This is a genomic window from Streptomyces sp. NPDC052012 (assembly GCF_040689265.1).
Classification (GTDB): Bacteria; Actinomycetota; Actinomycetes; order Streptomycetales; family Streptomycetaceae; genus Streptomyces.
Window position 1 is genome coordinate 45,674 of the sequence record NZ_JBFAXA010000007.1, and the last position, 26,492, is coordinate 72,165.

The window sequence follows — 26,492 nt, forward strand, 5'->3', positions numbered from 1 at the left end:
ACCCCCCACAAGACCGGCCCCGCCCCCGTCAGTCCGGCAGCGCCCTGCGCAGCGCCGCGTCCAGCCGCTGCGCCAGCACCTCGTCACCGGGCGGATCGTTCCCGAACAGCGGTCCGAGCTGGGCCGTGAACGTCTGCGTGAACGCCCCGTACAGCGGCGTCCTCGGGCGGTGCACGGCGTTCTGCAGGGCCGGCAGCAGGATGGTGCGGGCGTAGGCGGGCCGGCCGGCCGTGTCGCGCGGCACCCGGTCGGCGGCACCCTCGCCCGTCGGTGACGCGGACGGCCCCGCACCGGCGGCGGGGCACCGCACACCGTCCCCGTACGCCGAGCTCCGCGTCGCCGCGAACCCCGCGTCCAGCAGGCACCGTTCGCTCTCCCGGCCGGTGAGGAACCGGATCAGGTCGGCCGCCTTGCCCGCCCGCTGCGAGCCCTTGGCCACCGCCAGGTTCTGCCCGCCGAGCACCGCCCGGCCCGGCAGCGGCGCCACTCCGAGCTGCTCCTTCGTGAAGGTGCGGTGCAGCGTCGGGTACACGTACGGCCAGTGCCGCAGGAAGGCCGTACGGCCCTCGGCGAAGTCGCTCACCGAGGCCGCCTCGTCGGAGTGGACGGCGTCCTGCAGGGTGTACGGCGGCTCGGTGCGCCGACGCAGCTCCGCGACACCGGCTCTCAGGTCGTCCACGTCGCCCGTGTAGCGGCCGTCCTCGTCGACCAGCGCGACGTCCCGCACCGCCGACGCGAACGCCTCCACCGCGTTGACGGTCCGGCCCTCGTACGCGGCGAGCTGGGTCGTCCAGCCCTTGTCGTAGGCGTCCGCGGGGAGATGGCTGTCCAGCGCCTCGGTCAGGTCCCGCAGATCGTCCCAGGTCGTGTCGTCGCCCAGGTCGGTGGGGTGGACGCCCGCCTGCCGCAGGTAGTCGCGCCGGTAGTACAGCAGGCCCACGTCGCTGTTGAACGGCACCGCGTACACGTCCCCGTCCCACCACGCCGTCCCGGCCACGGACGGGATGACGTCGTCGTCGACCAGGTCCTCCGGCAGCGCGCGGACCAGCCCGGCGGCGGCGAACTCCGGCACCCAGGTCACGTCCAGGTTGACCACGTCGTAGTCGGCGCTGCCGGACTGCAGGGCTCCGAGCAGCTGGCTGCGCTGCTCGTCCGCGCTGCCGGGCAGCTCCACCAGCCGGGCGCTGAAGCCGGAGTTCTCCCGCTGCTGGCGCTGGTTCCAGGCGTCGATGAGCTGCTGGCGGATGCCGTTCTTGCCGGTGACGTCCCGCCCGCTGGCGACGACGATGACGCCCGGCACGTCCTCGGAGGACGACGCGGCCGGCTCGCCCCCGCCGCCTGTGCCGCCGTCGCCGCCGGTGCAGGCGGCGGCCAGCAGCAGCGCCAGCACGACGGCCAACCGCCGGATCATCAGCCCTCCCCCGTTCCGGTGCGCGCGACCTCGTCGTGCAGGGCCGCGCCCAGGTCGTCGCCGCTGTCCAGGCAGCGCCCGCCGCTCGCGTCGGCGACCTGCCGGTCCGCGCGGCCCGCGTCGCAGCCGCCGCTCTGCAGGGACACCACCGTCACCGGCACCCCGGTCTCCCGTGCCGCGTCGAGCACCCTCTCCAGCCGGCCGCCGGTCAGCCGGGTGTTGTCCTCGCCGTCGGTGATGTGCACGATCAGCTGCGGGCGCCGGTCGTCACCGCGCCGCTCCAGCTCGGCGAACGCGGCGAGCAGCGCGGCGCCCGGATCGGCCTCGGCGTCCCGCACCCGGGCACCGGAGCCGACGGTGCGCTCGGCGTCGGCGCGGCGGTGCGATGCGAGCGGCAGCAGTGTCTCGTGGGTGCGGTCCCCGGTGCCGGCCACCGACCACACGCCGTACTCGTCCTCGCCGCCGAGCCCGCCCAGCGACTGCCGCAGCAGCCCGGGGCCGCCGCTCGGGCCCTTCCACAGCCCGGCCATCGAGCCGGAGCTGTCCAGCAGGAAGAGCACCCTGCCCGGCCCGCCCGCCTCCCGGTACTCGGTCAGCGCGCGCTCCATCGCCTTCCGCCCGGCCGACTCGTCCAGCGGGGAGGGCGCGCGCAGCACGCCGTCGGCGACCTCGGTCAGGTCCAGCAGCTCCCCGCCGTCCGCGGAGCGGAAGCCGTCCCGGGCGAACACCGCGCGGCCCCCGGCGCCGGCCAGCCAGTCACGGAAGCCGTCGGCCGCCCGGTCGCGGGCGGTCCGGTCGTCGTCGCCGTTCAGCCAGCGGACCCGCACGAACAGCGGCTCCACGCCCGGCACGTCCTCGGGGTACTGGGCCATGCGGGGGCTGCGGGTGGTGTGATCGCAGCCGACGCCGCTGCGCAGCAGGAACTCGGGGACGAGCGCCGCGGTGCGGTTGTCCACCGCGTCGTCGTCGGGCAGCGTGCACAGCAGGTCGGCGGCCGTGGGCGAGGGCGAGCCCGGCTGCGCCACCAGACGCTCACCGCGGGCGGCGGCCCGGGCGTCCTCGCCGTACAGACCCACCGTGGCGAGCAGCCCGACGTCGCTGTGCTCCGGGTCGGGGCGGCGCACCTCGGCGCTGTCGTCCCGCTCGGTCAGGTCGTCGATCATGTCGAGGAGCGGCAGGTCGGTGCGCTCGTGCTTGAACTCGGCGGCGAGGTTCTGCGGCACGGCCAGGACGACCGGGGAGTAGGCGAGCGGCTCGGCGTCCGGGCTCAGCACGGCCACCGCGTCGGTGTCCTGGCCCGCCTCCACCCGGGCCACGTCGGCACGGGAGGCGGGGATCCAGACGTCCGGCTGCGGGCCGATGTCCCGCTGCGGGTTGGTGTCCTCGTCGCGCGGCTCCTGCCAGATGCCGCTCTGGGTGCGCAGCGCGGTGACCACGTCGGAGGAGCCCGCGCTGTAGACGGTGATGCCGCTGCGCCGGCAGCCGTCGCCGGTGGTGTTCGCCTCGGAGGTGAGGTAGGTGTCGGCGGCGGCGCGGACCGTCTGCTCCAGGTCCGGGTCGGTCAGCACGCGCAGCTCCGGCGGCGGTGCGCAGGGCGGGTCGTCGCCGGAGAGGAATCCGGTCAGGGCGCGGCCCCCGAAGCCGATCAGGGCCAGGGCGAGGACCAGCGGAAGGACGCTGCGGGTCATCGTCCGGCGGCGCGGCCACCGGATGGCGCGCAGCCGGCGCGGGAGCCGGGCCGGGCCGAGCCGTCCGGGGAGCTCGCGCAGGAAGCGCAGGAGCACGGCGAGGAGGGTGGGCCGGCGCGGCGGTGGCGGCGCGGTGCCGGTCGCCGCGAGCAGCACGTCCTCCCCCGACTTGGCGCGGTCCTGCGGCTCCCACTTCTCGCCGCGCAGGGTCTTGCGCCCCTTCATCCGCACCCGCAGCCGCTCGGTGAGGTCCCCGAACCAGATCTCCCCGCCCTGCTCCAGCAGCCCGACGAGTTGCTCGGTGTACGGCGTCGGCGTGTGCGGATCGCCCGCGTCGATACGGTTGTTGGCCTGCACGCTCGCCAGCAGCAGCACCCGGTCGTGGCCGTCGAAGGCCTCCCAGACCCGCCCGGCGTTGCCCGCGAAGCAGCAGTCGAGGATCAGCACGATCCGCTCGGCCCGGCCCGACGCCAGCGTCGCCAGCACCGCGCTGACCGGGTCCGCGCCGAGGAACACCGCGGGCCCGCCCGCGACCACGCGGGCGTTGCGCATCTGCAGGAACAGCTCGTCGCCACCGCTCGGGATGGCGCCGTGCCCGGCGAAGTAGAACAGCAGCACCCCGTCGGTCTCCGCGACGGCCGACAGCAGCGCGGCCTGGAAGTCCCCCTGCAACGGCGAGTGGACCACCTTGATGTCCTGCTCGCCGAACACCTGCCCGTGGCCGAGTGCCTTCTGCAGGCGGAGCACGTTGTGCTTGACCGCCGGGAGGTCCCCGGGCACACCGTCCGGCGGCTCGGTGTGGTCGTACTGGGACACGCCGACCAGCAGCGCCCGGTTCACCAGCCCGCGCGGATCGAGACGGTTCACCGGCCTACCTGTCGTCGACGTCCACCGGTTCGACGGAGCCGCTCGGTGGCTCACCGCTCTCGACGGCGCGCCGGTTCTCCCGCCAGGCCGACACCGCCTTCTTCACCTGCTCCACCAGCTCCGCGACGGCCACACCCGCGCCCGCGTTGAGCAGCAGGACGAGGATGTCCATGCCCAGGCCCATGGGGGCACCGGACTCGTCGGTCCTGGCACGTTCCTCGATCCGCAGCGCGCCCCTGCGTATCAGTTCCTCGAGCAGTTGCTCGCGCTCCAGCCAGTTGCGCAGCGCCGCGATGTCGCCCGCTCTGGCGGGCCCGTCCAGCCGTACCCGTATCCCCTGCTCGGCCACACCGTCCCCCTCAGCCATAACTCAGCATCATGGCACCGCTGTTGCTCATGGGGGAGGGTTCGTACGGCACCGAGGTCCGCGGCCCCGGGCGCCGCTATCCTGCGTCTTCGTCGCCGGCGCCCCCGGTCTCCGGCAGGCGCCGCACCGCGAACACCGTGGTGTCGTCCGTCAGCCGGCCGCCGCTGTGCTCCAGCGTCCCGGCGCGCACGAAGTCGACCAGGCGGGCCGGCTCGGCGAGCCCCGGGTCCCGCGTCACCGCCTCGCGCACGGCGTCGACGAGCGGGTAGAAGGCCCCTCGGCCGTCCCTGGCCTCCGTCACGCCGTCCGTGCACAACAGCAGGGTCTCGTCGCGGGCCAGGTGCGGGCAGTGCAGGAACGGCGGCCCGGGGGCCAGTTCGCCGAGCCCCAGCGGCAGTCCGCCGCCGCCCGGCAGCGGCCTGACGCCGCGGGGGCTGACGGCCAGCGGCGGTTCGTGCCCCAGCACGACCATCTCGACCAGGTCCCGCCGCGTCACCGGGAACCCGACCAGCACGGCGGTGGCGAACCGGTCGCCGTCCTCCGAGCCGAGCTGCCGCTTGCGGCCCCGCTGGCGCAGCAGACGGGCCTCCAGGTGCTGGGCGACCACCGTCAGCTCCGGCTCGTAGTGGGCGGCCTCGCGGAAGGCGCTGAGCAGGGCGGCCGCCGCCTCCACCGCGCCGAGCCCCTTGCCCTGCACGTCGCCGACGAGGACACGGGTGCCGTGCGGGCCGGGCTGGATGTCGTAGAAGTCGCCGCCGACGTCCGCCTCGGCCTCGGCGGTGAGATAGACCCCCGCGTGGTCGAGTCCGCCCCAGCGCGGCGGCAGCGGGCGCAGCACGGTCCGGCGGATGATCTCGGTGACAGTGCGCATGTGCACCATGCGGCGGTCTCTGCGGACGCGGAACGCGCAGGCGACGGTGGCGAGGCAGCCGCCGACGACGGTGAGCAGGAAGTCGGCCGTGCCCTCCTGGTACTCGCTGGGCCAGGAGCCGTCCACGACGGCGTACGTGACGATCGCGAGCACCGCGATCACGGCCGTCTCCCGCACCCCGCACATCGTGGCGGCGACCCCCGGTACGAGAACGGCCCAGGGGACGACCCGGACATCACCGGGGGTGGAGTAGTCGGCGACCACGATCGCGGCCAGCAGGACGACCGGAGGAACCCAGGCGACGCTGTGGCCGCGCACCTGCAGCGGACCGGCGAGGTCGACCGGTTCCCGGCGCCGGATCCGCAGGTCGCGCCGGCGTCTGACTTGGCTCACCGCCCCAGCGAAACACGCGCCCGCAGCGGTCGCATCCGCTTCCTTCCGCGCTCTGACTTGCCCGCAGGCCGCGGCAGGTGTGCCCTGGAAGGCGAGGCGGACGGGGGCGACGTGGAAGGAGCACCCTCATGGCTCACGCGGCACCGAGAACCAGGCTGACCGATCAGCGGCGGACCGGCACGCCGGACGTCTTCAGCGAGCGCGTCCACGGCATGGCACGGCTGGGCACACCCGTCGTGCTCGGCCTGATCTTCGGCTACTGGGCGGCGGCCAACGCGCGGCGCGGCGGCCCCATCACCGGCTGGAACCTTCTGCTCGGCTTCCTCTCCGCGGCCGCGTTCATCGTGGTGTACCTGGCCCTGCAGGCGATCGCCCCCAGACTGCCGAGGGAACTGCACGCGGCGGCCTGGGGCGTCTTCACCGCCTGCGCGGTCGGCTTTCTGATCAGCCAGTCCGACGAGAGCGTCCTGCGCTCCGCCTGGCTGGGGTTGGTGGCCGGCGCGGGCGTCTTCGGCCTCCTCTTCTACCGCTACTACTCCCGAGAGGACACCGAGCAGCGCCGCACACCCCAAGGGTGAGGGTCACCCGTTCGGCCGAGCGCCCACCGACGGCCCCCGAAGGGCCACGGGACGCCGCCGCCGCACGGCTCCGCCGCACAGGCGGGACGGCCTGGGTGCACAGCTCCGCCGGACAGGCGGGGGATGACCGAGGGGCCCCGCAGGAGCGCGGGTCGGTGTTGGCATGTGGCCGCGCCGCGCGGTCGGACGGCGACCGACAGACCGCCGCGGACCCCGCAGGAGCACGGCGGCGCGGATGAGCGGTGCACCGCGCGGGCGCGGGGGTGACCGACAGGGCCCCGCAAGAGCGCGGGCCGGTGTCAGCGTGCGGCCGCGCCGCGCGGTCGGACGGCGACCGACGGGCCCCGCAGGAGCACGGCGGCGCGGATGTGCGGTACGCCGCGCGGGCGCGGGGGTGACTCACAGGCCCCGCAGGAGCGCGGGGCGGTGTCGGCGTGCGGTGGCGCATGTGGGCAGGTGACCGACGCCCCGTCTGCGGGACCCGTAGGGGCGACGGGCCGTGCCGGTGTGTGTGGTTGCGGCGCGCTGGTGGCGTGAGGCTGTCGGCGGGGTGGCCGGCCGGGGTGGTTCGGCGAGTGGGCGCGTCGTGCGGGGAATGTGCCGGGCGGGCAGCGGGACGGGAGTTAGCCTCGGGCGGACGTGCCGGATGCACCCGTCCGTATGCGCACCGGTCGCGTACCCCGGTCGGGGCGCCTTGCCTGGAAGGGTGCCCCGCAGCGACGAACGACCCGGACCCCAGCGGACGCCGCCCGCGCGGCTGCGCGACGCCCTGTCGGCCGCGCTCGTCGCCCTCGCGTGTCTGCTGGCGCCCCTCGGCGCGTTCGCGGCCTGGGCGGCGTACGGGCTGGCCGACACCGGGCGGTACGTCAGCACGATGGCCCCGCTGGCCGCCGACCCCGCCGTGCGCGAGGCGGTCGCCGACGCCGTCGGGGACGGGGTCGTACGGGAGCTGGACCCGGGGCCGATGCGCGGCACCATCGGGCCGTTCGTGCAGGACGCGGTGCGTTCGTTCACCCGGACAGAGGCGTTCCGCACGGCGTGGGAGGCGGGGAACCGGGCCGTCCACGGCGCGGTGCTGCACGCCCTGCGCGACGAACGGCCCCCGCGGGGTCCGGTGACCGTCGACCTCGCGCCGGTCGTCGCCCAGGTGAAGCAGCAACTCGCCGCCGATCACATGCCGTTCGCGCACCGCATCCCGGTGCGGCGCACCGAGGTCGCGGTGCTGCCGGCCGAGGACGTGCCGGGACTGCGGAAGGGGTACCACGTGCTGGACGCCGCCGCCCTGTGGCTGCCGCTCGCGGCGGCCGCCCTCGCCGTCACCGGGATCGCCGTGGCCGCGTGCCGCCGCCGCGCGCTCACCGCCACGGGTCTCGGTACGGCCCTGGGTGGCGCCCTGCTGGCCCTGGCCGTGGCGCTCGGCCGCCACCTGACGCTGACCGACCTGCCCGATCCCGCTCACCGTCCGGCGGCGGCCGCCATCTACGACGCCCTGACCGCCACCCTGAGAACGACGTCCTGGCTCCTGCTGGCCCTGGGCCTGACGGTAGCCCTGGCCTCCTGGCTGACCACCCGCCGCACCAGCACCGCCCACCCGGCCCCCGCCACCCCGACTCCGGCCCCGGCCCCGGCCCCCTCCTCCAGAACCAGCGTCTGAGCCCCCGAGCGCACTCCCCCGCAGCCGCCGACGGCGAGACACCCGCACAGGGGCCACGCCGGCACGGCAACCACCCACCCCCCACCCCCGTCTATTACTCCGTGCGCATCGGAACCTGGCCCGCAGCCCTTCTCCTCACCCCCGTCACCGCCCTCCTCGCCTTCCGCGTGGCCGACGCCGACGCCCTCACGCCCGTCCCTCAGCTCCTCGCCTTCCTCCCCTGGCTGCTCGCCCCCACCGCCGCCGCCCTGCTCCTCACCCTCCTCGCCCGCTGGTGGCCCGGCACCGTATGGGGCGTCGCCCTCCTCGGTCTCCTGGCCTGGTACATCGAGCCGTACGGCAAGACCACCGAACCCACCGGCCGCCCCGTCACCACCCTCCGCGTCCTCACCTCGAACGTGGAGTTCGGCCAGGCCACCCCCGCGCTGATCGACGCCGTCCGCCGCCACGAACCCGACCTCGTCTTCGTCCAGGAATGCGAGTACACCTGCGACGCCGCGCTCAGGAAGCACCTCGCCGCCGCCTACCCGCACCGCGCGTCCGTCCCCGGCGGCGGTTCCGAAGGCTCCGTCATCCTCAGCCGCCACCCCCTGCGCCCCACCTCCGGCGTCCCCGCCACCATGGGCATGCCCGGCGCGATCGCCGACGTCGACGGACACGCCGTACGACTCCAGCTCGCCCACCCCATGCCCCCGGTCCCCGGCCAGATCGACCTCTGGCAGCGCGAACTCGCCCGCCTGCGCGACCTCGCCGCCGCCGACCCCGCCACCCCCACCGTCCTCGCCGGCGACTTCAACGCCTCCCAGGACCACGCGGCCTTCCGCGCCCTCCTCGACACCGGCCTGCACGACGCCGCCCGCCTCACCGGCGCCGACCGCACCCCCACCTGGCCCGCCCGCACCACCCCGGCCTTCGGCGCGCAGATCGACCACGTCCTGGTCTCCGACGACTTCGCCGCGACCCGCACCCGCTTCCTCGACCTTCCCGACACCGACCACCGGGCCGTGCTCGCCGACCTCACGCTGCACGCCGGACGGTGACGGCGGCACACGTGCGGGCCGCCCCCTCCGGCAAGGGAGGGGACGGCCCGTACGCCCCTGCGCGCAGCCCTCGGCGCGCCTCAGCGCTCCGACTTCTGCAGGGCCTTGTCCAGCGCCGCCGCGAAGCCGTTCGCCCACAGCTGGTTCACCCGCGCCCGCTCGGTCGCGTTCGGGTACGCGTTGGTGCAGGACGGGCCGGGACCGCCGCCCGACATCAGCTCGCTGCACGGGCCCCGGTAGTTGTCCGGGAGACCGAGCACGTGCCCGGTCTCGTGCGAGGTCACCCGCGTGGAGTCGTAGATCTGGTTCTGCCGGTAGTCGAGGAAGATGTAGCCCCGGCCGTGACCGTCGGTCGAGGCGTATGAGCCGCGCGCGTCGTTGCCCTCGTAGTACGCGAAGTCCGCGCCGGACGTGCCGGCCTGGAGTCTCACGTTCGACACCGAGCTGTTCCATATCTGCGCGCTGCGGGCTATCTGCGTGGCGAACGAGGGCGCCCTGGAGGCGTTGTAGACGACCGTGACGGCCGCCGTGCTCCTCGGGTTCGCGGCCCGCTTCTCGGCCACCGACTTCAGGACGGCCTCGAAGAAGGCCCGGTTGGCGGCGGCCTCCTCGGAAGAGCCGTTGTACGCGGCGAAGGCGGCGGTGGGGGCGCTGGACGCGGCCGGGGCGGTGGGGGCCGCCGAGGCCGGAGCCGCCGTACCGAGACCGAGCGCGGTGACGCTCAATCCGGCGGCGGTGAGCAGGGACATGGGCATGCGGATGCGCATCGATGACTCCTGGAGGTGGGGGTGAGTCACATGTCACCGGTGAGTGTCCGCGCCCGCCGCGCGGCTGTGATGATGGCAACCGGCGATAGGACGGCCCTATCGGCCGGCACCGGCCACCTTGGAATTCCGTGTCCCGATTCGGCCCGACTCCGCCCGCAGCACAGGGTTTTGAGACTCTGGTGAAAGCTGAACTTCCGCCTTACTCTCCCAGGGCATGGAGCTTGAGGTCAGGCACCTCAGGGCGCTGTGCGCCATCGCCGACACCGGCAGCCTGCACCGAGCCGCTCGTCAACTGGGTGTGGCGCAGCCGTCGTTGAGCACACAGCTGCGGCGCATCGAACAGGAGCTGGGCGGTGCGCTGTTCGTCCGCGGGCGCACCGGCTGCCGGCCCACCCCCCTGGGCCGGCTGGTGCTCAGCCGCGCCCGCCCGCTGGTCGCCGAGCTCCGCTCCCTGGTCACCGAGGCCCGCGCCGCCGCCGTCGGCGGACGCCAGCTGCGCATCGGCTCCACCGCGAGCCGCGCCCTGGCCGGCTGGCTGCGCCGACTGCGCCGGCACGCCCAGGAGCCCACCCTGCACATGGACGTCTCCGCCAACCTGCTGCTGCGCATGGTCGCCGACGGGCAGCTCGACGTGGCCTTCGTGCACGAGGTGGAGGGCTGCCCGCTGCGCATCCCCGAGAGCCTGCGCATCCGGGTCCTCATCGAGCGCGAACCGCAGTTCGTGTCCCTGCCCGCCGACCACCCGGCTGCGGCGAAACCCGTCGTGCGGCTGTCCGACCTGGCCGCCGACCGCTGGATGATCGACCCGGCGGTCGACGGCGAGTGGGACGCCGTACGCCGGGTCCTGCGCGCCGCGGGGCTGGACCCGCCGGTGCTGCACGGCGACTACCACACGGCCGCGAACCTGGTCGCCACCGGCGAGGTCGTCACCGTGGTGCAGCCGACCTCGCCCTCCCGCCCCGAGACGGCGGTCCGCCGGCTGCACGGCGACCCGCTCGGTGTGCGCCTGCTGCTGGCGGCCCGCACGGACACGGAGCTGGAGGGCGTCTACCCGGCCCTGGTCGAGGCGTACGAGGAGGTCGCCCGCCAGGCACCGGCGTACCGGGAGTGGCTGGAACGCGGCGGCGCGGAGCCACCGGTCCCGGCCCTCCCCTGAGGTGTCCTCGAGCTGTCCCCAGGTGTCTCAGACGCCGACGTCCCGCCCGTCCGCGCGCCAGACCGCGACCACGGCGGGCCGGACGTAGCTGCCGGGGCCGTCGGGCCAGGTGCTGGCCGGCTTCTCCACCGTCGCGCCGTCCACCTCGCCCGGGTGCTGCACGGCGACCAGCACCCGCCGGTCCTGGATGACCGGGCCGCAGGTCTCCGCGCCCGTCGGCACGGTCAGGAACTGCTTCAGCTCACCGCGCCGCTCGCCGTGCGTGGCGACGCCGAACAGGCCGTCGTGGGAGCCGAGGGCGCTGCCGTCGGTGGAGATCCACAGGTTGCCGTAGTCGTCGAAAGCGACGTTGTCCGGGCAGGAGATCGGGCTGACGGAGTCCTTCGGGAAGCCGGCGAAGTACGTCGCCGGGTCCTCCGGGTCGCCCGCGACCAGGAACAGCGACCAGGCGAACTTCGTGCTCTCCGGCCGGTTCCAGCGCTCGGTGAGCTCCAGGACGTGGCCGTGCTTGTTGGCGTTGCGCGGGTTGGCCTCGTCCGCCTTGGGGTGGGAGCCGACACCGCGGTTGGAGTTGTTGGTGAGGGCGACGTACACCTTGCCGGTGACCGGGTTGGGCTCGATGTCCTCGGGCCGGTCCATCTTCGTGGCGCCCACCTTGTCGCCGGCCAGGCGCGTGAAGACGAACACCTCCTCGGCGGTCATGCCCTCGACGTGCGAGACGGCACCGTCGGCGGTGGCGGTCGCCAGCGGGATCCACTCACCGCTGCCGTCGAACTCGCCGTCCTTGGGCAGCTTGCCCGTGCCGTCGATCTCGATGGCGGGCGAGTCGCCGGTGAGCTTGGCGACGTACAGCGTGCCCTCGTCGAGCAGCGTGAGGTTGTGCTCGCGCGCCCAGCGGCTGTTGCCGTGCCGCATCCGCTTGCTGCTGACGAACTTGTAGAAGTAGTCGAACCGCTCGTCGTCCCCGGAGTACACGACGGGCCGCCCGTCGTGGGTGAGCCGCACGGTCGCGGCCTCGTGCTTGAACCGGCCGAGCGCGGTGTGCTTGCGCGGGGTGGAGGTCGGGTCGTACGGGTCGAACTCGACGACATACCCGAAGCGGTGCACCTCGTTGGGCTCCTGGGCGACGTCGAACCGCTTGTCGAAGCGTTCCCACTTGCGCTCGGTGGCGCCGGTGCCGATGCCGTACCGCTTGTCGGTGGCGCGGCTGCTGTTGGCGAAGTACTGGTTGAAGTTCTCCTCGCCGTGCAGGGTCGTGCCCCACGGGGTGGTGCCGCCGGAGCAGTTGTTGAGGGTGCCGAGGACCTTGGTGCCGGTCGGGTCGGCGGAGGTCTTCACCAGGTCGGACCCGGCGGCGGGCCCGGTGAGCCGGAACTCGGTGGTGGCGGTGACACGCCGGTTGAGGTGGTGCCGGGTGACGGGCGTCAGCTTCCCGGTCTTCCGGTCCTCCTCCACGACCACGGCGGACAGCCCGTGCGCGGCCCAGGCGATCTCGACCTGCTCACGGGTGGGGTCGGCGGCGTCGTACCCGCGGAACATGAGCACCTCGTCGGTGTACTCGTGATTGGCGACGAGGAGCTGCCGCCCGCGCTCCCCCCGCAGCGGAAGCAGCGCGAGGAAGTCGCAGTTGTACCCGAACTGCCCGGCCTGCGCCTTGGCGCTCTGCTTCTCCGGGTCGAAGGCGGGCGCGCCGCGCAGGATCGGCTCGCCCCAGCGGATGACGACGTTCTGCCGGTAGCCCTCGGGGACGGTGACGGCGTCGGTGGTGTTGGGCGGGACGGGCGCGAACCGCAGCCCGCGGGCGCCCTTGGTTTTCTCGCGCCCCTCCTGGGCGGCGCTCGGGACGGCGTGCGCGCCGGGAGCGGCGGCGCCCCCGGCGACCCCGGCCCCGGCGGCGGCGACGGTCACGACGGCGGCGGCCCGCATCATGGACCGGCGGCTGAGCGCACCGGCGATCACATCGCCGACGTACTCGTTGGTGCTGGTGTTGGGCACCTCGTGGAAGCAGGCGTCACCACACCGGTAACGGCAGGTAAGGGCGGACCGGCCGCCGGGGTGCGAACCGGACGGCGTTCCGATCAACGGCAGCAGCTTGCGCACTGTTTCTCTCCTTGGATGCCCGTGGTGTCAGCGCGACCGTAGGGGCACATATGTGCGGTAGCCGGGCGCCCGGGTGAACGGCGAGTGAACCCGCGGCAGCGGAAAGGAAGTTGCGCGGGGGGAGAGCGGGGCTGCCGACGCGTCCGAATGCCACCCTTGACAGCCCGACCACAGGACATCCCGACCCTGCCCAAGATCGCCTGTACGGGCCGCTAACCTTACGTGTCCGTCCTGGCCAGGGATTGACGGGCATCAACTCACGCGAAGGGTTGCGCACATGGGCATTCTCACTCTCCTGCGGAACGCATTCGGCCGGTCACGCAAAGCGAGGCCCACCGAGGCGGAGGGTGCGCCGGCGCCCGCGACCCCGACCCCCGCCTCCGAACCCTCGTCACCGACGGTCCCGGAACCCCGCAACGAACACGACCTGGTGGCAGCGGCCTTCGACAACATCACGGTCCCCAGCCCCACCCGCCCGACCGACCCCGAGGAAAAGCACCCGACTCCCCCGACCCCGGAACCCAAGCCGACCCCGGAACCCACACATGAGCTGAAGCCCGAGCCCGAGGCGGAGGCGGAGGCCGGGCGTGAGGCGGAGGCCGGGCGTGAGGCGGAGGCCGGGCGTGAGGCGGAGGCTGAGGCGAAGCCCGAGCCCGAGGCGGAGGCCGAGCCCGAGGCGGAGGCCGAGCCCGAGGCGGAGGCCGAGCCCGAGGCGGAGGCCGAGCCCGAGGCGGAGGCCGAGCGTGCGGTCGAGGCCGAGCCCGAGGCGGAGGCCGAGGTCGAGGCTGAGCGTGAGGCGGAGGCTGAGCGTGAGGCGGAGGCTGAGCGTGAGGCGGAGGCTGAGCTGAAGCCCGAGGTCGAGGTCAAGGTCGAGACCAAGCGTGAGGCGGAGGCCGAGCCGAAGCCCGAGCCCGAGGTGGAGGCCGAGCGTGAGGTCGAGGCTGACCTGAAGACCGAGGTCGAGCGGGAAGCAGAGGCAGCCCCGGAGGGCGAGCCCCAGGCAGCGGCGAGGGAGACGGCCGAGCCCGTCGCCGTGCCGGAAGCCGAAGCTACGCCTGAGACGCAGGCCGAGCCCGAGACGAAGCCCGAGGCAGAGCCACAGCCCGAGGCCGAGAGCGGGCTCGAGGCCGGCGAGCCGGGAGCGGACGAACTCAAGGCGGATGCGACGGAGCCCGAGGCGCAGGCTGAGCCCGAGCAGAAGCCCGAAGCGGAGGCCCAGGCCGAGCAGGAGCAGCAGGCTCAGGCGGAACCGGAGCAGGTACAGGGACCGGAGCAGGTACAGGAGCCGGAGTCACCGGCGCAGCCGGAGCCCGCCCCCGAACCGATCGCCGCGGCCGCCGACGGCGAGGACACCCCACAGGGGCCACCCGCACCCGACGACGAAACCCGCACGGGCGGTGCGGGTGGGAACACCAGCGAGGCCGAAGGCGCAGCCGAGGCCGAGCCGCCCGCCGAACCGATCGCCGCAGCCGAGGCCGAGGGGCCTGCACTCCCCCCCACCCTCACCACCGCCTACGACGCCGCCGCCACCGCCCTCGCCGCCGCCGACCTCACCGGCACCCGCGCCAAGGTCTACCTCGTACTCGACCGCTCCGCCTCCATGCGCCCGTACTACAAGGACGGCTCCGCCCAGGCCCTCGCCGAGCAGACCCTCGCCCTCGCCGCCCACCTCGACCCCGCCGCCGACCCCACCGTCAAGGTCGTCTTCTTCTCCACCGAGGTCGACGGCACCGGCGAGCTCACCCTCACCGACCACGAGAACAAGATCGACACCCTGCACGCGCAGCTCGGCCGCATGGGCCGTACCAGCTACCACGCGGCCGTCCAGGAGGTCCTCGCCCTCCACGACAAGACGCGCGCCCCGAAGAAGACGCCCGCGCTGGTGATCTTCCAGACGGACGGCGCCCCCGACGCGAAGACCCCCGCCACCCAGGCCCTCACCGAGGCCGCGAAGACCCACCCCTCGGTCTTCTTCTCCTTCGTCGCGTTCGGCGTGCCCGACAACAAGGCCTTCGACTACCTCCGCAAGCTCAAGACGGGCAACACGTCGTACTTCCTCGCCGGCGAGGAACCCCGTGAGCTGACGGACAAGGAGCTGTACGAGGGCGTACTGGCCGGCTGGCGCCCGTAGCCCCGGATCGCGCCCCGGACCGCGCCCCGCATCGTGTCCACGCCGCCCGCTTCTCACCCCACAAAACGAGCAGCGGGCGGCGCACCCGTGTCGGCTACGATTTCAAGGTTCCGTACATACCGACCTGGGAGCAGCCCCCGATGGCTCGACACCTCATCACCAGCGCCCTTCCGTACATCAACGGGATCAAGCACCTGGGCAACATGGTGGGGTCCATGCTCCCGGCGGACGTGTACTCCCGCTACCTCCGCCAGCGCGGCCACGACGTCCTGTACATCTGCGCCACGGACGAGCACGGCACCCCCGCCGAGCTCGCCGCGAAGGAGCAGGGCCTGCCGGTCGACGCGTTCTGCGCGCAGGCGCACGACGCGCAGAAGGCCATCTACGACGGCTTCAACCTCGCCTTCGACTACTTCGGCCGCAGCAGCTCCCCGCAGAACCGCGAGATCACGCAGGAGATCGCCCGCGAACTGAAGGCGAACGGCTTCATCGAGGAGCGCGCGATCCGCCAGGTGTACTCCAACACCGACGGCCGTTTCCTCCCCGACCGCTACATCATCGGCACCTGCCCGCACTGCGGCTACGACAAGGCCCGCGGCGACCAGTGCGAGAACTGCACCCGCGTGCTGGACCCGACCGACCTGATCGAGCCGCGCTCCGCGATCAGCGGCAGCAGCGACCTGGAGGTCCGCGAGACCAAGCACCTCTTCCTCCTGCAGTCGGCGCTCGCCGGCGAGGTCGAGGCCTGGGTCGACGAGCGAGCCGAGAACTGGCCCGTCCTCGCCTCCTCCATCGCCCGCAAGTGGCTCACCGAGGGCCTGCACGACCGCGCCATCACCCGCGACCTCGACTGGGGCGTCCCGGTCCCCGCGGACACCTGGCCCGACCTCGCCGCCGAGGGCAAGGTCTTCTACGTCTGGTTCGACGCCCCGATCGAGTACATCGGTGCCACGAAGGAGTGGGCGGACCAGGACCCGGAGCACCGCGACTGGCGCTCCTGGTGGTGGGAGTCGGACGCCGACGTCCACTACACGCAGTTCATGGGCAAGGACAACGTCCCCTTCCACAGCGTGATGTTCCCGGCGACCCTGCTGGGCACCCGCGCCCCGTGGAAGAAGGTCGACGTCATCAAGGCCTTCAACTGGCTGAACTACTACGGCGGCAAGTTCTCCACCTCGCAGCAGCGCGGCGTCTTCACGCACGACGCGCTGGAGATCCTGCCCGCCGACTACTGGCGCTACTTCATGATGGCGAACGCCCCGGAGTCGGACGACTCGTCGTTCACCTGGGAGCACTTCACGGCCACGGTCAACAAGGACCTCGCCGACACCCTCGGCAACTTCGTCAACCGCGTGCTGTCCTTCTCCCGCAAGCGCTTCGGCGACGAGGTCCCGGCGGGTGCCGCGCCCGGCGAGGCGGAGGCGAAGCTGGGCGAGGAGATCGCCCGTCTCCTCGCCGAGTACGAGGAGCACATGGAGGCCATCCAGTTCCGCAAGGCCGCGGCGGCGCTGCGCGCCCTGTGGTCGGCGGGCAACTCCTACCTGGAGGAGAAGGCCCCCTGGCTGGAGATCAAGACCGACAAGGACGCCGCGGCCCTGACCCTCCGCACGGCGATGAACCTGATCCACCTCTACGCGGTGGTCTCGGAACCCTTCATCCCGACCTCCTCGAAGGCGATGCGCCAGGCCTTCGCCCTGAAGGACGACACCGCGACCTGGGTGACCCCGGGAGAGGCCCGCGCCCTCTCCACCATCCCCGCAGGCACCCCCTTCACGGTCCCCCCGGTCCTCTTCACCAAGCTCACGGACGACGACCTGGAGACGTACAAGGAGCGCTTCGGCGGCTCCGAGGAGTAAGCAGCCCGCTCTTGCCGCTGTTCCTCCGGCCCTGGATGATCGAACAGATCGTGATCGATCGATCCGAGCCATCCCGTGGGGGGACCTTTCATGGCACTGTTCGGCAACGCGCACCGCATCGACCAGGCCCAGGCCCAGCAGGAGTACGCGCGCCTGCTGGGTCACGGCGAGCAGGTGCACGCCGCGTACCTGCTGATCCGCGACACCATCCTGTTCACCGACCGCCGTCTGATCCTGGTCGACAAGCAGGGCATCACCGGCAAGAAGACCGAGTACCACTCGGTCCCGTACCGCAGCATCACCCACTTCTCCGTCGAGACGGCCGGGCACTTCGACCTCGACGCGGAGCTGAAGATCTGGATCTCCGGCACCCCGGCCCCGATCGAGAAGACCTTCACCAAGGGAGTCGACATCTACGAGGTCCAGGCCATCCTGACGCAGTTCGTGGCGAGGTAGCCCGAAGGAGCTCACGTGTCCAGGACCCTCGTCGACACCTCACGGATCGCGCCGCGCACCAGCCGCGCCTGACCCACCGGGTCCGCGTCGCTCGCGTACGTCAGCTCGACGCCGGCCTCCGCCGCCGGGGCCTCGGCGCCCTTCTGCACCAGAGCCGAGAACGCGTCGTCGTCCCCGCCGTGGGTGACCAGCGCGACCTTCGTCCGCCCCGCGCCGCCCACGCCGTCCTGGCCGGCGGTGTCCTCGGCCGTGCCGAACGCGGAGCAGCCGGCCACCAGCATCCCGACCGGGACCGCCAGAGCCGCCTCTTCCGCGAGGATGCGAAAGCGCCCCGGCCAGACGGGGGATTCCTGGCCGGGGCCGTTTGCGGGGGTGAAGCGGGTTGTGCCGGGGACGTTGCTCCCGCCAGCTGCGCCGTCAGGTGCCGGAGCGGGCGATGAACAGGAAGACGGCCAGGCCGATGGCGACTCCCACGCCGGTCGCGACCGCCGCCACCCCAACGCTGCCGGAATAGCCGTAGGCGACCCATCCGCCCAGGAGGCTCAGCGGGAGCGCCATCGCCGCGGCGAATCCCGCCTCCTTGAGGACTACCGTCCCGGCCGTGTGGTCCTGACCGTCGCCGACGACGGGGCGGGCTTCGACGAGGCCGCGGTGCCGCCGGGCGGTGTCGGCATCGCCGGGATGCGTGAACGGATCGCCGAGCTGGGAGGAGAGGTGAAGCTGTGCAGCAGCCCGGGACGGGGAACGACGGTTACGGTGAGCCTGCCCGACCGATCCGGGTGATCATGGCGGACGACCACACCGTGGTCCGGCAGGGGATCGTGGCCCTGCTCTCCCTGGAGTCCGGCATCGAGGTCGTGGGGCAGGCCGAGGACGGTACCTCCGTGGTCAGTGCGGCGACGGCACTGCGACCGGATGTCGTCCTGATGGATCTGCGCATGCCCCAGGGCGGCGGCATCGCCGCGACCCGCACACTCTGCTCGCTGCTGCCGGAGTGCCGTGTGGTCGTGCTGACGACCTACGACAACGACCACTCCATCGTCGGCGCCATCGAGGCCGGGGCCATCGGGTATCTGCTGAAATCGACCTCCACGGCGGACCTCGTGGCCGCGGTCCGTTCCGCGGCGGCAGGACGTTCCGTCATCACGCCCGCCGTCTCCCTGCAGATGGCGCGGCGGCGTACCGGCGCGGCCTCCTCACCCCTGACGCCGCGCGAGCGCGAGATCCTCGTCCTGGTGGCACAGGGACGGACGAACGCCCGCATAGCCCGCCAACTGGGCATCGGGGAGGCCACGGTCAAGACACATCTGCTCAGTGCCTTCCGCAAGCTGGGCGTGTCGGACCGGACGGGCGCGGTCATGGCAGCGCTGTCGTCCGGCCTGCTGCCGCTGCCGGAATGAAGCGCCCTGCCCGCGCGCTGGACGCGGGCCGGTGCGCGGGGAGTCGCCTACCGGATCGCGGCCACCGCGGCCATGGAGTCGGCCCACCAGTACGTGCAGTCGGCGGGCGGCTGCAGCCCGGAGACGACACCGACGCGGAAGCTGCTGAAATGACGCAGCAGGGCGCGCTGGTGGCGGCGGCTGAGCGAGTCGATCTCCATGGTGTAGTAGCTCAGCGTGCCGCCGGCCTCCAGATGTTCCGCTGCGGCCGGAAGGAAGTGCTCTATGTAGGCCGCGTCGCGGACTACGTACTGCTCGTACTCCCGCTCGTCGGCGGGATAGGTGTCGAACAGGATGCCGTCGAACGTGCCGAGCGAGTCGATGACGTCCTGCCAGCGGCCCTCGACCACGCGCGTCCGGGTCCGCCGGCCGTCCGCCCAGGCCCGCGCAGCCCGCGCCACCTCGGGATTGGCCTCCACGATGGTGTGCGAGGCGATCCCCTCGTCCTGGAGCATCGAGGCGGAGATGCCCATACCGAAGCCGACTTCGAGGACATGGCCGTGGGAGGCGGCCGCCAGCCTGCTCAGCTCGGCCATCAACTCCCGTATCGCCGCGTCCCTGCACGTCTCCGAAGCCACGGTCAAAACCCACATGCGCCGGGTGTTCCACAAGCTCAAGGCCAGCGACCGTGCGTCCGCCGTCGCCCTCGCGATGTCCAAGGGGATGCTGGAGCTGAAGGAGGATCCGGCGCCCCCCGACGGATCCGGCGGCTTCGCGGGGCCACCACCCCGCTCGGAGCCCGGATCCTGTGCCCGGCGCCCGGCGGCCTCCTGACCGGCGCACACCAGCGGCACGTAAGGGAGGTGCGCTCGCCTTCATAGAGGGGTACAGGAGCCCTCACACCGGGCAGGGCGGCGGCCCTGCGGTGGGCGTGGCCCAGGACGAAGCGGCGCCAGCACGAGGGACAGCGCACGACCCGCGACGGTCAAGCCGTCAGTTCCCGGACGCGTACGCCACGAAGTCCGTCCATGCCTCCGGCGCGAGGGCGAGGCGGGTGCTGGCGTCCCGGTGCTTGGAGTCGCGGACGTGGATGGTGCCGGGGGTGGTGGCGACCTCGATGCAGGAGTCACCGTCAGGGCCACTGCTGTAGCTGCTCTTGAACCACGCCAGTTCGAGGGTGTCACCGGCGGGGACCTTGCGGATCATGTCTCTCCCAGCAGTTGCTCGATGAAGGACAGCGACTCCCCTGGCGGGAGAGCCTGCGCCCGGATGGTGCCATACCGCAGCTCAAGGATGCGGAGCTGCCTCAGGTCAGTGACGGGTCGGCCGTTGAACGCCCCGTCGGAGCGCCCCACGGCTGTACCGTCCTCGAACTTCAGCAGCTCGATCCTGCCGCTCATGCCGGGGTGTGCCGCACTGTCCATCGGCATCACCTGGAGGGAGACGTTGCTCAACTGCCCCACCTCCAGCAAGCGTTCGAATTGCTGCCGCCGGACCATTGTGCCCCCAACCTTGCGTCGCAGAGTCCCCTCTTCCAGGACGAAGCTCAACGCGGGCGCCGGAGACCGCTCATACACGGCCTGCCGAGCCATGCGGGCGGCTACCCGGCGCTCCAGATCCTCCGGCGCATAGGCGGGCTGCCACGACTCAAGCAACGCCCTGGCGTACTCCGAAATCTGCAGCAGGCCCGGGATGTTGCTGTTCTCGTACACCCCGATCTCGACCGCCCGAGCCTCCATCTGAGCAAGATCCCGCACCTTCTTCGGATACCGGACTTTGTTGACGTCCTCCTTCATCGCGGCGAGCAACCCACCCGCTCCCAGCACCTCGTCCGCCCTGTCCAGATACTCAGGGCGAGGAATCCGCTTCCCGCTCTCGATCTTGTAGACGAGGTCCTCGCCGTACCCCACCGCCCTCCCGAAGTCCCCGGCCCGCATCCCCACCGCCTCGCGCCGCAGCTTCAACTGCCGCCCCACGGTGGCAACTACCGCCACTCCCCACTCGTCGTCCGGGTCCACCTCCCAGCCCGGCTCGTCAGCCTCGGTCCTCAGCTGCCGAACCTCACCGTCCACCGACATGCCCGTGCCCCTCCGCCGTACCGCCTCGTGCCAGCCACGCCCTACCCGTACGCAACGCCCCGACAAGCCCGGACACCACCGGACAACCACTGGACAGTCACCGTACGCAACGACGCCGTCACTCCAAACGGTAAGCAGATCCGGCCACGCTGAGTGACGTGAATCGGAAACTCGCCCAACCCGTCAGCTGTGTCCGCAACTTCAGCGTCCTGCTGTCGTCCACACCACGAGGCGCCCGCCTGGCCCGTCTGCTCGCCACCGAACAACTGCGCACCTGGGGGCTCCCGTCGGACCCGGCACAGCTCATCGTGGCCGAGCTGGCGAACAACGCTGCCACCCACGGCCGCGTCCCCGGCCGGAACTTCCAGCTCTTGCTCTACGTGGTCCGCGACACACTCCGCATCGAGGTCGTGGACACACGCGGTGACCGGCTGCCGTGCCTCCGGCACACCACCTCCGCCGACCAGACCGGCCGCGGCCTCACCCTCGTGGCCGCCCTCGCCGACCGCTGGGGAGTGACCCCCGGCCTCCCGCCCCGCAAGACGGTCTGGGCCGAACTCACCCTCCCCGTCACGGAATAACCGGCAGCCCCAGCTGCCCACCCTCGCTGTGGAGCAAGGGGAATGACCGGGCGCGCCCCTGGGTTGGGCCCGGTATGACGATCACTTCCCGGACTCCCGAAGTCCTGCGCTACACCGCGTTCTCGGACGACCCCGGCGGTGGCAATCCCGCCGGGGTCGTGCTCGACGCGACCGGTCTGTCGGACGAGGACATGCTGGGGATCGCCGCCGAGGTGGGGTACAGCGAGACCGCGTTCCTGTTCCCGACCTGCGAGCCGGGGCGGCGCTTCATGGTGCGCTACTTCAGCCCCAAGGCGGAGGTCCCGTTCTGCGGGCACGCCACCGTCGCCTCGGCGATCGCGCTGGCCGAGCGGTCCGGGCCGGGGGAGATGGAGTTCCGGACGCCTGCGGGGCTCGTTCCCGTGACGGTGAGCGCGGAGGCCGGCGGGACGCTGCTGGCCACGCTCACCAGCGTGGAGCCGCGTGTCGAGGAGGCCGACGCGGCGGATGTCGAGGAGGCGCTCGCCGCCCTCGGCTGGACGGCCGCCGAGCTCGACGCCGCGCTGCCGCCCCGGATCGCCTTCGCGGGCGCCCGTCACCTCGTGCTGGCCGCCGCGACCAGGGAGCGGCTGGCGGACCTGTCGTACGACTTCGACCGCCTCGAAGCGCTCATGCAGCGCCTTGATCTGACGACCGTTCAGCTGGTGTGGCGGGCCTCGGAGGCGGTCTTCCACGTCCGTGACCCGTTCCCGGTCGGCGGTGTGGTCGAGGACCCGGCGACCGGTGCGGCGGCCGCCGCGTTCGGCGCGTACGCCCGTGAGCTGGGTCTGGTGCCCGAGGCCGCCGTTCTCACCCTGCACCAGGGCGAGGACATGGGCCGGCCCGGGGTCCTGACGGTCGAGCTGCGGGCCGGTGACGCGCGGGTGCGGGTCAGTGGCACGGGGACCCGCATCCCCGAGTGACGCGACATGAGGGAGGGCCCGGAACCACCAGGTGGTGGTTCCGGGCCCTCCCTCATGCAGCGCCTACTTCGGCTGGGGCTTGCGCACCGACAGGTGCAGCTCCTTCAGCCGGGTCTCGTCCAGCTCCGTCGGTGCGCCCATCATCAGGTCCAGGGCGTTGCCGTTGAGCGGGAAGGCGATGGTCTCGCGGATGTTGGGCTCGTCGGCCAGCAGCATGACGATGCGGTCGACGCCCGGCGCGATGCCGCCGTGCGGCGGGGCGCCGAAGCGGAACGCGCGCAGCATGCCGGCGAACTTCTCCTCGACGGTCTCACGGTCGTAGCCCGCGATCTCGAAGGCCTTGAGCATGATCTCCGGCTCGTGGTTCCGGATCGCGCCGGAGGACAGCTCGACACCGTTGCACACGATGTCGTACTGCCAGCCGAGGATGTCCAGCGGGTCCTGGGTCTCCAGGGCCTCCAGGCCGCCCTGCGGCATGGAGAACGGGTTGTGCGAGAAGTCGATCTTCCCGGTCTCCTCGTCCCGCTCGTACATCGGGAAGTCGACGATCCAGCAGAACCGGAAGACGTCCTCCTCGAAGTGCCCGGCACGCTTGGCGGCCTCGACCCGCACCGCGCCCATGATCTTCGAGACCTCGTCGAACTCGCCCGCGCCGAAGAACACCGCGTGGCCGGCCGCCAGGGAGAGGCGCTTGGTCAGCTCGGCGACGTTCTCCTCGGTGAGGAACTTCGCGATCGGGCCGGTCAGGGAGCCGTCCTCGCCGACCCGCACCCACGCAAGGCCCTTGGCGCCCTGCGAGACGGCGAAGTCGCCGAGCTGGTCGAAGAACTTGCGGGGCTGGCCGGAGACGTCCGGCACGGGCAGCGCGCGGACGTGCTTGCCGGCGAAGGCCTTGAACTCCGAGCCCTCGAAGATGTCGGTGATGTCGACGAGCTCCAGCTTGGCGCGCAGGTCCGGCTTGTCGGAGCCGTACTTCAGCATCGCCTCGCGGAACGGGATCCGCGGGAACGGGGAGGTGACGTGGCGGCCACCGCCGAACTCCTCGAACAGCTCGGTCATCAGCTGCTCGATCGGCTGGAACACGTCCTCCTGCTCGACGAAGCTCATCTCCACGTCGAGCTGGTAGAACTCGCCCGGCGAGCGGTCGGCACGGGCGTCCTCGTCGCGGAAGCAGGGCGCGATCTGGAAGTAGCGGTCGAAGCCGGAGATCATCAGCAGCTGCTTGAACTGCTGCGGCGCCTGCGGCAGCGCGTAGAACTTGCCCGGGTGCAGCCGGGAGGGGACCACGAAGTCGCGGGCGCCCTCGGGAGAGGTGGCGCTGAGGATCGGCGTGGCCAGCTCGTTGAAGCCCAGCGCCGACATCTTCTGCCGGATCGCCGAGATGACCTGCGTGCGCAGCATGATGTTGCGGTGCATGCGCTCGCGGCGCAGGTCCAGGAAGCGGTACTCCAGGCGCCGCTCCTCGTTGACACCGTCCTCGGTGTTGATGGTGAACGGCAGGGGGGCCGCCTCGCCCAGCACCTCGACCTCGGCGACCTCGACCTCGACCTCACCGGTCGGCAGGTCGGGGTTGATGTTCTCCGCGCCGCGGGAGACGACCTTGCCGTCGACGCGGACCACCGTCTCCTTGGAGAGCTTGTCCAGCGCCTCGTACGCCTCCGTGCCCGGGCGGGCCACGAGCTGCGTGATGCCGTAGTGGTCGCGCAGATCGATGAAGAGGATGCCGCCCAGGTCGCGCCGATTGTGCAGCCAGCCACTCAGCCGGACGTCGGTGCCGACGTCAGAGGAGCGGAGCTCGCCGCAGGTGTGGGACCTGTACCGATGCATCGTCGTTCATCCAGTCTTCGCGGATCGGGGTCGTCGTTTCACGTGAAACGCTGCAGAACGCCGCAGAGCGCTGCGCGTGAAACAGGAAACTTCCCCCCAGCCTACCGGCCGCCCCAAGATCGGCTCCCCTGGATTGCCGCCCGGTCATGTGTGCGGCAACGGTGGCACCGTTCGATGCATTCTTCCTAAAGTGGGGCAATGCGTACTGGTGAGCCCCTGCCCTCGGTGGAGGACGTCCTCGCCGTCCTGGACACCGGCCGGTGGCACTGGGACACCGCAGCCGGGCAGGTCACGGTCGACGCCGTCGCTGCCCGGCTGCTGGGGCTGCCCGCCGAGGAGGTCACGCTCACCGAGGCGCAGGTGCGGTCCCGGCTGCACCCGGTCGACTGGAACGAGATCACCGGCGTGGTCCAGCTCGCCGTCGCCGAGGGCACGCTCGCCGAGGTGCGCATCCGGATCATGGACGACCGGGGGCGGGTCGTCCGGGTCGTCCGCAGCCGCTCCAAGCCGTCCTTCGACCACATGCGCAAGGCGTATGTGCTGACCGGCACGCTCCAGGAGGTCACCGAGCCGGCGCCGGGCACTCCCGCCGGGCGCAGCGCGGTCACCGGCGACTGGCGGCGCTCCAGGGAGGCCTTCCTGCTGGACGCGGGCCGGGCCCTGGCCGAGGCGCGGTCCACGCAGGAGGTGCTGCGGGTCACGGCGAACCTGTCGATGCCCGGCTTCACACCGGACGGCCTGGCCGTGTTCGGCGTCGAGGGCGAACGGCTGACGATCATCGGCCACCACGGGCACGAGCCCGGCGACGAGGGCCCCTTCACCTACATGCCGCTGGACACGGACTACCCGGCCGCCGAGGTGGTCCGCACCGGTCGCGCGGTGTATCTGTCCTCCCCGGAGCAGTACAAGGCCCGCTATCCGCTCACCTGGCCCATGGCGCAGCGTTTCGGCCGGCAGTCATGGGCGTTCCTGCCGCTGACCGTGGCCGGGCGCACCATGGGCGCGTGGATGGCGGCCTTCGCCTACCCGGTCGCGTTCACCCCCGACGAGCGGTCCGTGCTGACCACCGTGGCCCGGATGCTGGCGCAGGCGCTGAGCCGGGCGGGCACCGCCGAGAGCGAGCGGGCGCTGACCGACGGTCTGCAGCGCTCGATGCTGCCCCGGCTCGGCCCCCAGCGCATCCCCGGCATGAGCGTCGCCGCCCGCTACGTCCCGACCGGCGGCGGCCTCCAGGTCGGCGGCGACTGGTACGACGTGATCCCGCTGCCCAGCGGACGGTTCGCCCTGGTCATCGGGGACGTGCAGGGCCATGACGTACGGGCGGCGGGACTGATGGGCCAGCTGCGGATAGCCCTGCGGGCCTACGCCTCCGAGGGCCACCGGCCCGACGCGGTGCTCACCCGCGCCTCCCGCTTCCTGCACGGCATCGGCGAGGCCGACCCCAGCGAGCTGCGCTTCGCGACCTGCCTGTACGTCGAGGTCGACCCCACGACCGGCGTCCTGGAGGTCGCCCGCGCCGGGCACCCGGACCCGGTGATCCGCATGGCCGACGCCACGGTGCTGACCCGGCCGACGGCCGGCGGACTGCCGCTGGGCATCGACCCGGACGCCGACTACCCCACCACCCGGCTGATCCTGGAACCCGCCGAGACCATGCTGATCTGCACCGACGGCCTGATCGAGACCGGCGGCCACGACCTGGACACCGGCTGGACCCGGCTGCGCGGCATCCTCGAGGACCACAAGGGCAATCTGGAGGAGCTGGCCGACGCGCTGGTGCAGGCGGTGCACGGCCCCTCCTCGCACCACACCACCGGTCCCCTCGCCGACCGCCGCGAGGACGACATCGCCATGCTGCTGCTGTGCCGGCAGGGGGACGGCTGCGGCTGCGGCGCCGAGACGGACACCGTACGGCCGCCGGTGCGCCGCACGATGCTCACGGTGGCGCAGGCCGAGCCCGAGCGGGTCGCGGTGGCCCGGCACCAGCTGCGCGAACTGCTGCACGACTGGTCCTCACCGGACCAGGTGGACTCGGCGGTGCTGCTGCTGTCGGAGCTGCTCACCAACGTGCTGGTGCACACCGACGCCGACGCGCTGCTGGTCGCGGAGGTCACCGGCGGGCGGGACGGCCGCCGGATGCGCATCGAGGTCACCGACTCCGGCGACGACCTGCCCCACCGGCGCAGGCCGGGCGAGCTGGCCTCCTCGGGCCGCGGCCTGGTCCTGATCGAGCTCCTGGCGCACACCTGGGGGGTCGACCCGCGCGGCGAGGGCAAGAGCATCTGGTTCGAGCTGTACGAGACGGACGGCACGGAGCCGGACGGAGGCGACGGCCCGAGCGGCGACTGACG

General features: G+C 72.5%; 25 protein-coding genes. 13 read left to right on the top strand and 12 right to left on the bottom strand.

The features are described 5' to 3' along the window. Positions 1-28: 28 nt before the first annotated feature. The 4 genes from AB0412_RS14985 to AB0412_RS15000 form a co-directional block, all read right to left on the bottom strand. The gene (locus AB0412_RS14985; RefSeq protein ID WP_366402987.1) at positions 29-1,411 is read right to left on the bottom strand and encodes an extracellular solute-binding protein; all 1,383 of its coding nucleotides are present in this window, start codon (positions 1,409-1,411) and stop codon (positions 29-31) included. Continuing rightward, on the bottom strand, positions 1,411-3,966 hold the full coding sequence (locus AB0412_RS14990; protein ID WP_366402988.1) for a substrate-binding domain-containing protein: 2,556 nt from the start codon (positions 3,964-3,966) through the stop codon (positions 1,411-1,413). The genes AB0412_RS14985 and AB0412_RS14990 overlap by 1 nt, the downstream gene beginning before the upstream one ends. A gap of 4 nt (positions 3,967-3,970) precedes the next feature. Beyond that, positions 3,971-4,333: a hypothetical protein gene (locus AB0412_RS14995; protein ID WP_366402989.1), complete on the bottom strand. Its 363-nt coding sequence runs from the start codon at positions 4,331-4,333 to the stop codon at positions 3,971-3,973. A 76-nt stretch (positions 4,334-4,409) separates the two neighbouring features. Then, positions 4,410-5,564 (bottom strand): PP2C family protein-serine/threonine phosphatase, encoded by a 1,155-nt coding sequence (locus AB0412_RS15000; RefSeq protein ID WP_366403183.1) that lies wholly within the window; start codon positions 5,562-5,564, stop codon positions 4,410-4,412. Positions 5,565-5,725: 161 nt separating this feature from the next. Here AB0412_RS15000 and AB0412_RS15005 point away from each other — a divergent pair, with 161 nt between their 5' ends. The 3 genes from AB0412_RS15005 (at position 5,726) to AB0412_RS15015 (ending at position 8,869) form a co-directional block, all read left to right on the top strand. After that, complete coding sequence (locus AB0412_RS15005; protein ID WP_366402990.1) at positions 5,726-6,175, top strand: hypothetical protein; 450 nt, start codon at positions 5,726-5,728, stop codon at positions 6,173-6,175. A gap of 706 nt (positions 6,176-6,881) precedes the next feature. After that, positions 6,882-7,829 carry a hypothetical protein gene (locus AB0412_RS15010; protein ID WP_366402991.1) on the top strand — a complete coding sequence of 316 codons (948 nt, stop codon included), beginning with the start codon at positions 6,882-6,884 and terminating at the stop codon, positions 7,827-7,829. Between the two features lie 107 nt (positions 7,830-7,936). Further along, positions 7,937-8,869, top strand: coding sequence for an endonuclease/exonuclease/phosphatase family protein (locus AB0412_RS15015; RefSeq protein ID WP_366403184.1), 933 nt, complete (start codon positions 7,937-7,939; stop codon positions 8,867-8,869). An 80-nt stretch (positions 8,870-8,949) separates the two neighbouring features. On the opposite strand, the gene snpA is transcribed toward AB0412_RS15015, so the two are convergent. Further along, positions 8,950-9,636, bottom strand: a complete 687-nt coding sequence (snpA, locus tag AB0412_RS15020; RefSeq protein ID WP_366402992.1) for a snapalysin — start codon at positions 9,634-9,636, stop codon at positions 8,950-8,952. A gap of 214 nt (positions 9,637-9,850) precedes the next feature. Here snpA and AB0412_RS15025 point away from each other — a divergent pair, with 214 nt between their 5' ends. After that, positions 9,851-10,792, top strand: coding sequence for a LysR family transcriptional regulator (locus AB0412_RS15025; RefSeq protein ID WP_366402993.1), 942 nt, complete (start codon positions 9,851-9,853; stop codon positions 10,790-10,792). A 27-nt stretch (positions 10,793-10,819) separates the two neighbouring features. On the opposite strand, the gene AB0412_RS15030 is transcribed toward AB0412_RS15025, so the two are convergent. Then, the gene (locus AB0412_RS15030; RefSeq protein WP_366402994.1) at positions 10,820-12,892 is read right to left on the bottom strand and encodes a PhoX family protein; all 2,073 of its coding nucleotides are present in this window, start codon (positions 12,890-12,892) and stop codon (positions 10,820-10,822) included. 277 nt (positions 12,893-13,169) lie between these two features. Here AB0412_RS15030 and AB0412_RS15035 point away from each other — a divergent pair, with 277 nt between their 5' ends. The 3 genes from AB0412_RS15035 to AB0412_RS15045 all read left to right on the top strand — a co-directional run bounded on the left by AB0412_RS15035 (position 13,170) and on the right by AB0412_RS15045 (position 17,335). Further along, the gene (locus AB0412_RS15035) at positions 13,170-15,023 is read left to right on the top strand and encodes a VWA domain-containing protein (RefSeq protein WP_366402995.1); all 1,854 of its coding nucleotides are present in this window, start codon (positions 13,170-13,172) and stop codon (positions 15,021-15,023) included. A gap of 140 nt (positions 15,024-15,163) precedes the next feature. Then, positions 15,164-16,879, top strand: a complete 1,716-nt coding sequence (gene metG / locus AB0412_RS15040) for a methionine--tRNA ligase (RefSeq protein ID WP_366402996.1) — start codon at positions 15,164-15,166, stop codon at positions 16,877-16,879. A gap of 90 nt (positions 16,880-16,969) precedes the next feature. Next, entirely contained in the window at positions 16,970-17,335 is a 366-nt protein-coding gene (locus AB0412_RS15045; RefSeq protein WP_366402997.1) for a PH domain-containing protein, read from the top strand. 11 nt (positions 17,336-17,346) lie between these two features. On the opposite strand, the gene AB0412_RS15050 is transcribed toward AB0412_RS15045, so the two are convergent. Together AB0412_RS15050 and AB0412_RS15055 are read right to left on the bottom strand one after the other, a co-directional pair. After that, positions 17,347-17,610 carry a hypothetical protein gene (locus tag AB0412_RS15050; protein ID WP_366402998.1) on the bottom strand — a complete coding sequence of 88 codons (264 nt, stop codon included), beginning with the start codon at positions 17,608-17,610 and terminating at the stop codon, positions 17,347-17,349. A gap of 142 nt (positions 17,611-17,752) precedes the next feature. After that, positions 17,753-17,893 (bottom strand): hypothetical protein, encoded by a 141-nt coding sequence (locus tag AB0412_RS15055; protein WP_366402999.1) that lies wholly within the window; start codon positions 17,891-17,893, stop codon positions 17,753-17,755. A gap of 45 nt (positions 17,894-17,938) precedes the next feature. Here AB0412_RS15055 and AB0412_RS15060 point away from each other — a divergent pair, with 45 nt between their 5' ends. Together AB0412_RS15060 and AB0412_RS15065 are read left to right on the top strand one after the other, a co-directional pair. Next, positions 17,939-18,118 (top strand): ATP-binding protein, encoded by a 180-nt coding sequence (locus AB0412_RS15060; protein ID WP_366403000.1) that lies wholly within the window; start codon positions 17,939-17,941, stop codon positions 18,116-18,118. Positions 18,119-18,120: 2 nt separating this feature from the next. Next, a complete protein-coding gene (locus AB0412_RS15065; protein ID WP_366403001.1) occupies positions 18,121-18,735 on the top strand; it encodes a response regulator transcription factor in 615 nt (204 codons plus the stop codon). 47 nt (positions 18,736-18,782) lie between these two features. Here AB0412_RS15065 and AB0412_RS15070 read toward each other — a convergent pair whose 3' ends face one another. After that, positions 18,783-19,352, bottom strand: a complete 570-nt coding sequence (locus tag AB0412_RS15070) for a class I SAM-dependent methyltransferase (RefSeq protein WP_366403002.1) — start codon at positions 19,350-19,352, stop codon at positions 18,783-18,785. 13 nt (positions 19,353-19,365) lie between these two features. On the opposite strand from AB0412_RS15070, the gene AB0412_RS15075 reads away from it, so the two are divergent. Further along, the gene (locus AB0412_RS15075) at positions 19,366-19,548 is read left to right on the top strand and encodes a hypothetical protein (protein WP_366403003.1); all 183 of its coding nucleotides are present in this window, start codon (positions 19,366-19,368) and stop codon (positions 19,546-19,548) included. A gap of 159 nt (positions 19,549-19,707) precedes the next feature. On the opposite strand, the gene AB0412_RS15080 is transcribed toward AB0412_RS15075, so the two are convergent. Together AB0412_RS15080 and AB0412_RS15085 are read right to left on the bottom strand one after the other, a co-directional pair. Beyond that, positions 19,708-19,920, bottom strand: a complete 213-nt coding sequence (locus AB0412_RS15080) for a DUF397 domain-containing protein (protein WP_366403004.1) — start codon at positions 19,918-19,920, stop codon at positions 19,708-19,710. Then, on the bottom strand, positions 19,917-20,792 hold the full coding sequence (locus AB0412_RS15085; protein ID WP_366403005.1) for a helix-turn-helix transcriptional regulator: 876 nt from the start codon (positions 20,790-20,792) through the stop codon (positions 19,917-19,919). Before AB0412_RS15085 ends, AB0412_RS15080 begins: the two co-directional genes overlap by 4 nt. 158 nt (positions 20,793-20,950) lie before the next feature. Here AB0412_RS15085 and AB0412_RS15090 point away from each other — a divergent pair, with 158 nt between their 5' ends. Together AB0412_RS15090 and AB0412_RS15095 are read left to right on the top strand one after the other, a co-directional pair. Then, complete coding sequence (locus AB0412_RS15090; RefSeq protein WP_366403006.1) at positions 20,951-21,373, top strand: ATP-binding protein; 423 nt, start codon at positions 20,951-20,953, stop codon at positions 21,371-21,373. Positions 21,374-21,447: 74 nt separating this feature from the next. Continuing rightward, on the top strand, positions 21,448-22,314 hold the full coding sequence (locus AB0412_RS15095; RefSeq protein ID WP_366403007.1) for a PhzF family phenazine biosynthesis isomerase: 867 nt from the start codon (positions 21,448-21,450) through the stop codon (positions 22,312-22,314). 63 nt (positions 22,315-22,377) lie between these two features. Here AB0412_RS15095 and aspS read toward each other — a convergent pair whose 3' ends face one another. Then, positions 22,378-24,141 (bottom strand): aspartate--tRNA ligase, encoded by a 1,764-nt coding sequence (gene aspS, locus AB0412_RS15100; RefSeq protein ID WP_366403008.1) that lies wholly within the window; start codon positions 24,139-24,141, stop codon positions 22,378-22,380. 198 nt (positions 24,142-24,339) lie between these two features. Between aspS and AB0412_RS15105 the strand changes: the two genes are divergently transcribed. Next, positions 24,340-26,490, top strand: a complete 2,151-nt coding sequence (locus tag AB0412_RS15105; RefSeq protein ID WP_366403009.1) for a SpoIIE family protein phosphatase — start codon at positions 24,340-24,342, stop codon at positions 26,488-26,490. Positions 26,491-26,492 lie beyond the last annotated feature (2 nt).